The sequence below is a fragment of the Pedobacter sp. 10L46_2 genome (assembly GCF_056395165.1).
In genome coordinates this window covers 1-4,012 of the sequence record NZ_JBFTIZ010000357.1, presented here as the reverse complement: position 1 = coordinate 4,012, position 4,012 = coordinate 1, and the positions used below count along the sequence as shown (strand labels likewise).

Genomic DNA, 4,012 nt, shown 5'->3' with positions numbered 1-4,012 from the left:
GCGCTAAAGAAAGGCATTGGTGCATATGTAGACTCGGGAATAGATTTCACTGCAGAGAACATAGTGATGCCTCACCCCTTTTATGGAGCAATGTATTGGTTATGTATCGTAAAACCACGTAAGAAAAGCTTACCAGTCTTAAAAAATCATCTTGATGTAGCCTATAGCTTAGCTGTTAAAAGGTTAAAATGATAATCTGTTATTTTACTTTAAAACTGGTTTCTATTTCGTAAATTCAGACATATAAAATTAACATACCAAGTCTCTTTGAGTACAAGAAATTAATAAAAAATGAATACCAACACAATAGATAAGTTAGCACATTCATTAGGAAGAAGGGATGAAGTACCCAATCAGGAACTAGCCAATGCTATTGTACAATGCACCAACAATGAGGCAGTTCGGGAGTTGGTTAAAAACCTCCATCATAAAAGTAAGGATATCCAGAACGATTGCATAAAGGTAATTTATGAGATTGGAACATTGAAACCGGAAATGATAGCTGATTTCAGTTCGGAACTGATAAATCTTTTAGACAGTAAGAATAACCGTTTGCAGTGGGGAGCAATGACCGCTTTAAATGCGATCACTGCAATTAAACCTGAAGCAATCTATAATGCATTGCCTAAAATAATAGCCACCGCCGACCAAGGTTCAGTTATCACCAATGACCATTGTGTAGGTATTATGATTAAACTTTGTGGTGTTAAAGAATATAACGAGAGTGTGTTCTCTTTACTAAATGAGCGACTACTGAAAAGCCCCGACAACCAATTACCCATGTATGCAGAAAATGCATTCCACGTTGTCAATACCAAAAATAAAGTGGCTTTCGTAAAGACATTGACCTCCAGAATAAGAGGTATTGAGAAAGAAAGTAAGCGGTCTAGAATTGAAAAGGTAATCCGCAAAGTGAATAAGATGTAAGATGCCCCCTATTCTTTCTTTTTAATAAGCATATGTCTGTTACTTACTACCCAACATTGCCTGTAGTAACTTCTCCGGCTCGCTTGTAATAGGCAATGATAACCCCTTTTGATGTAATATGATGTTCTGCTAATGTAAAAGCTGCCGGGATCACGGCGTTATCGAACAGTCTTTTTCCTTCACCAAGAATTATTGGGTAAATTTTTAAACGGAGCTCGTCCACAAGCTCATGTTTAAGCAACAAGTGAATGAGCTTACTACTACCCCAAACTTGAATGTCGGCACCTTCGGAATTCTTAAGTTTCTTTATATCTGCCACATTTTGGAGGAAAATAGTATTTTTCCAATCTGATTTTTCCACGGTCTGTGACAAGACATATTTGGCACCATCATTAATGCCAGGCCAAAAGTCAGCGTGATCGGGCCAGTAGGACGCAAAAATTTCATAGGTTTTTCTACCTAAAAGATATTCTGCAGGCTTCAACTCTTCCTGTATGATCTTGCCAAAAAGCTCATCTCCATATGAGGCGGTCCAGCCGCCATATTTGAAGCCACCTGATGTGTCTTCTCCGGGTCCACCTGGTGCTTGCATCACCCCATCTAGTGAAATCATCGACAATACTGTAATTTTTCTCATTTCGTTTTCTTTTTAGTTTGATGATAAAAGTATTTGATTGACAAGACAAAGATGGAGTGCATTTCAGAGTTTGATGTGGTGTAAAAACGACAACTTAGAGGTGAATTGCGTCAGAACATATAATTTATAGGTAGAACTACGTTTTTTATAATTCTTTCTTCATCATAATATCTATCTGCTCGTCGTTACCCATTTTGAATATGTGTTTGTCAAAAGCTATAAATCCGTTTTTTTCGTAGAATCTTATTGCTCGTGGATTTTTTTCCCAAACACCTAACCATAGATAAGAGTTATGCTTTTCCCGAGCAACCTCGAGCGCTTTCTCATAAAGAAGTTGACCTACCTTTTTTCCATGATGACTGCTTTTGACGTATATGCGCTCAATTTCTAAAGCTTTTTGGTCTTGTTGTTCTGTCTGTGCAGTTCCGGTATTTAATTTTAGATAACCAACAGGATTTTCATTTTCCCAAGCGATATAGAACGATGAATCTGGATTCCTCAATTCAGCAATCACGCGACTATTATTAAAACTGTCTTCAAGATACTTTTCCATATCCTCTTTCGTGTTACTATCGGCAAATGTTTCAAAGAAAGTTTCTCTACCAATGCGCTGAGTGGCACTTAAATCATCAATAGTAGCCTTTTTGACCTGTATGTATTCCATTATTTAACTTATTTTGGTTTACAAATTTACTCAATAACTAGATAAAACTATCTGATATCATTGTTGAGTTCGGCATCAAGTAAGCGGTCTGCATCATCATATCCAGTAGGCAGAATAATACCTTCCGTATTTGCCCCCGACGAAATCAACGCTGCAATCGAATCCGTTTTGCGGCAGTCCATCCAGTAGGAATCGGTACAAGCACGTATAGCGAGCAACAATGGTGTATTTCCGTTAGTATCTTTTGTATTTACGTTTGCTCCGTTATTGATGAGCATTTTTACTGCATCATGAGCTCCGCGCCAAGCTGCAATCTGCAATGCAGTACTATTTTTCGGAATTCCAAAATAACCATCTCCATTTACATAAGGCGTATCTACTTGAATATCCAAGGCAAGAATTCTTCCTATTCCTGCCGCGTTGTTATTTCCCGCAAACCCACCAAGTAGCATACCTCCATACTCAGCCGATAAAATTCCTGTTGCAGATTCATCCAGCGCACAGGCTCTGGCCAGTTCGTCCATTCCCTGCAGGGATATGTCAAATCCGTAATCCCGGAACAATTGCAATACGTCTGCCCTGCCCCTTTGTGCTGCCATCACTGTGGCAGATCTGCCGTCTTTCTGGCTTTGCAATCCAGGATTAGCATCATGCTCCAGTATCATCAATATGTTTTGTAACTGATTGTCGCGCAGGATGGCCTGGTGTAGCGCTGTAACGCCCCAAATGGTTAAACGATTAGGATCTGCCCCACTGTGCAATGCCAAGCGGATGCCTTCGGTATCATGAATATCACACTTACGCAACAGCATAGTAGCCAGGGAATCTACAGTCATCTTACCACTATCGAGCAATAGCTGGAAGGCACGGTTGTCGTAACTTTCTGGTGAATGATAAGGTATTTCGTTGTCGTTAGGATTTGCACCGTTGTTGAGAAGCAATCGGGTCAATTCCGGATGGAATGCTACCCCAGAAGCGCCATAAAGGACACTTTCCCACTCTGTATGAGGTGTATGCTGATCATCAAAGAAACCTGTATTTACATCAGCTCCGGCCCTGATCAATGTTTGAGCAGCGGAAACAAAAGATGCCGGAGGGAGACTATGCAAAAACCGGGAAAAACAGAGATAGGTTAATGCATCCCATCCTAGTGTTCCTCCTTTAGCGGTGGCAAGAGAAGGATCTTGAGCCAAAAAGTGTTTTATGGCGATGTCATTTCCAAGCAATGCAGCCGTGTAAATGCTACTTTCGGCAATGTCGGGAGAAGAAGCAAGTAAGGCTTCGGCTTCGTCTGTTGAGCCATACCATACACTGGCTTTAATAAAGGCATCTAGTGTGTTCATAAAAGGTAGCTTTTGAAATAAAGATAAATATTATTCGGATTTACCTGAACTGCTATCTTAACCTGTAAACTCAGAAACTTTACAATATGTGTTCATTATTTTCTTTTATTTGCAGTCAATATTAATCTATGAAAGTTAAAAGAATCGTTGTAGACATATCCACGCAAAACATAGATGCGGCCAAACAATTCTACCAAGTTATATTTGGGCTTGATTTATTGATGGATCATGGTTGGATTAAGACCTATGGGTCTAATGAGAATCAAAACATTCAGATAAGCTTTGCAACGGAGGGTGGTTCGGGTACACCGGTACCTGATTTATCTATCGAAGTCGATGACATTGATGAGGCGCTTAAGCGAATGAGAGATTGTGGGATATCAATTGAATATGGTCCCGTTGATGAGCCGTGGGGTGTTCGTAGATTTTTTGTGCGTGATC

Annotated in this window: 6 protein-coding genes; 3 read left to right on the top strand and 3 right to left on the bottom strand. The window is 39.9% G+C overall.

Annotated elements, in window-relative coordinates; all coding sequences use genetic code 11:
• Both AC1DDX_RS24780 and AC1DDX_RS24775 read left to right on the top strand, forming a co-directional pair.
• The coding region (locus tag AC1DDX_RS24780) for a DUF6194 family protein (protein WP_477622775.1) at positions 1-192 on the top strand (192 nt) is incomplete at its 5' end.
• Between the two features lie 99 nt (positions 193-291).
• Positions 292-927 carry a HEAT repeat domain-containing protein gene (locus AC1DDX_RS24775; protein WP_172662667.1) on the top strand — a complete coding sequence of 212 codons (636 nt, stop codon included), beginning with the start codon at positions 292-294 and terminating at the stop codon, positions 925-927.
• A gap of 46 nt (positions 928-973) precedes the next feature.
• Here the strand turns inward: AC1DDX_RS24775 and AC1DDX_RS24770 are convergent, their stop codons facing one another.
• The 3 genes from AC1DDX_RS24770 to AC1DDX_RS24760 all read right to left on the bottom strand — a co-directional run bounded on the left by AC1DDX_RS24770 (position 974) and on the right by AC1DDX_RS24760 (position 3,571).
• Complete coding sequence (locus AC1DDX_RS24770; RefSeq protein ID WP_172662666.1) at positions 974-1,564, bottom strand: dihydrofolate reductase family protein; 591 nt, start codon at positions 1,562-1,564, stop codon at positions 974-976.
• A gap of 145 nt (positions 1,565-1,709) precedes the next feature.
• A complete protein-coding gene (locus AC1DDX_RS24765; RefSeq protein ID WP_172662665.1) occupies positions 1,710-2,228 on the bottom strand; it encodes a GNAT family N-acetyltransferase in 519 nt (172 codons plus the stop codon).
• Between the two features lie 47 nt (positions 2,229-2,275).
• Positions 2,276-3,571 (bottom strand): ankyrin repeat domain-containing protein, encoded by a 1,296-nt coding sequence (locus tag AC1DDX_RS24760; RefSeq protein WP_172662664.1) that lies wholly within the window; start codon positions 3,569-3,571, stop codon positions 2,276-2,278.
• Positions 3,572-3,699: 128 nt separating this feature from the next.
• Between AC1DDX_RS24760 and AC1DDX_RS24755 the strand changes: the two genes are divergently transcribed.
• The coding region (locus tag AC1DDX_RS24755) for a VOC family protein (protein WP_477622774.1) at positions 3,700-4,012 on the top strand (313 nt) is incomplete at its 3' end.